Here is a 1,872-nt window from a genome sequence, read left to right as displayed (position 1 = left end):
TCCGCTGGGAAATCCGCGACGACATCCACGAAGCCTTCCTCAGCCTCGCCTGCGCCCTCATCTGCTGGCGCCAACTCCAACGTTAGGAGTTCTTAACGCCTCCGGTAGAGAAAGGGCCCCTTGTTAACGCACGCCGCCGGCAGTCAGCGCAGGTAGGCGAGGATGCCGGGCAGGGGGTCGGCCTCCACCGCGGTGTCGACCACCAGACGCGGGCCGATCAGCGGCTCGTACTCGGCCCGGCGGCGCAACGTCAGCTCCCAGGTGCCGTCCTCGGACGGGCGCGCCTCGACCCGGCGGCGGTGCTCCGCCTCGTCGCCGCAGTGCACCTCGATCACCCGCAGCGGCACCCCGGCCCGTTCGGCCACGTCGTGCCAGAGGCCCCGGGCACTGGCGACCGGGTTCACCGCGTCGACGACAACGCTGAACCCCAGGCCGAGCTGCACCTCGGCCAGCCCGGCGACAGCGCCGTAGGCGGCCATCCCGGGCACGTCACCGGTGAGCCCGTAGCGGTGCAGGGCGCGCTCGACCGGGTCGACCGGCAGGACCGGGGCGCGCAGCGCGGCGCCGACCCGGGCGGCCAGGGTGCTCTTTCCCACACCCGGCAGCCCGGCGAACGCGACGAGCACCGGCTGGCCGGAGCCGGGGCGGGCCGCGTTCGGGTCCAGCCCGCCGGCCGGGCCGGTCACAGCAGGTGCGGCCGGACGTCCTCGGCGGCCGCGTCCCCGTACGACTCGGCGAGTCGCTTCACGAACAGGTCCCGGCGGACCTCGTACTCCTGACCGCCGAAGTTCTCCAGCACGAGCGCGGCGAGCAGGCAGCCGACCTGGGCCGCCCGCTCCAGGCCGACGCCCCAGTCGAGCGCGGCGAAGAAGCCGGCCCGGAAACCGTCGCCGACACCTGTCGGGTCGACCGCCTGGATCTCCCGCGCGATCGGCACCCGGAACGAGCCGATCTCCCGGCCGGCGATCTCCACGCCCTGCTTGCCGAGCGTGGTGACCCGCACCTTGACCCGGTCGAGCAGCTGCTCGTCGGTCAGGCCGGCCTTGCTCTGCAGCAGCGATTTCTCGTACTCGTTCGTCATCAGGTAGTCGGCGCCCTCGACCAGGCCGAGCACGTCCGCGCCGTCCATCCGGGCGAGCTGCTGCGACGGGTCGGCGACGAAGGAGTAGCCGCGGTCCCGGCACTCGCCCGAGTGCCGGATCATCGCGGCCGGGTCGTTGGCGCTGACCAGCACCAGGTCCAGGCCGCCGAGGCGCTGCGCCACCGGAGCGAGCTCGATGTTGCGGGCCTCGCTCATCGCCCCGGCGTAGAAGGAGGCGATCTGGCACATGTCGGTGTCGGTGGTGCAGACGAAGCGTGCCGTGTGCGCGACCTCGCTGACGTGCACCGAGTCACAGTCGACGCCGTGGCGCTCCAGCCAGGAGCGGTAGTCGGCGAAGTCGGCGCCGACCGCGCCGAGCAGCACCGGGCGCAGCCCGAGCTGGGCCATGCCGAAGGCGATGTTCGCCGCGGTGCCGCCGCGCCGGAGCACCAGCTCGTCGACGAGGAAGGACAGCGAGACCTTGTCGAGCTGGTCGGCGATGAGCTGGTCGGCGAACCGGCCGGGGAAGCTCATCAGGTGGTCGGTCGCGATCGAGCCGGTCACGGCGATCTTCATGTCAGCCCTCGGGGTCGGGAGCACGGCGCGGTCAGCCTACCGGCCCCCGGGCCGTGCGGACGGCCGTCGGTCGCCAACCGGTCGATCAGCGCACATCCGAAGTCGCGCGCGGGAGGTACGACGCAGCGGGGGGGGGGGGGGGGGGGGGGGGGGGGGGGGGGGGGGGGGGGGGGGGGGGGGGGGGGGGCGCCGGGGGGGGGGGCGGCGCCCCGCCC

Annotated in this window: 2 protein-coding genes; both read right to left on the bottom strand. The window is 74.0% G+C overall.

Annotation, left to right across the window (positions count from 1 at the left end):
* Nucleotides 1-143: 143 nt before the first annotated feature.
* Nucleotides 144-686 (bottom strand): ATP-binding protein, encoded by a 543-nt coding sequence (locus tag ACGFIA_RS28665; protein WP_357380608.1) that lies wholly within the window; start codon nt 684-686, stop codon nt 144-146.
* A complete protein-coding gene (locus ACGFIA_RS28660; protein ID WP_357380605.1) occupies nt 683-1,657 on the bottom strand; it encodes a carbohydrate kinase family protein in 975 nt (324 codons plus the stop codon). Before ACGFIA_RS28660 ends, ACGFIA_RS28665 begins: the two co-directional genes overlap by 4 nt.
* Between the last annotated feature and the right edge of the window lie 215 nt (nt 1,658-1,872).

The organism is Micromonospora sp. NPDC049203, from assembly GCF_043197215.1.
Classification (GTDB): Bacteria; Actinomycetota; Actinomycetes; order Mycobacteriales; family Micromonosporaceae; genus Micromonospora.
Note: the sequence above shows the minus strand (reverse complement) of the source record. Positions and strands in the feature narration are given on the sequence as shown.

Bases quoted from the DNA above. Each gene is read 5' to 3' on its own strand.
- ACGFIA_RS28660 (WP_357380605.1), bottom strand. From the start codon at position 1,657: ATGAAGATCGCCGTGACCGGCTCGATCGCGACCGACCACCTGATGAGC.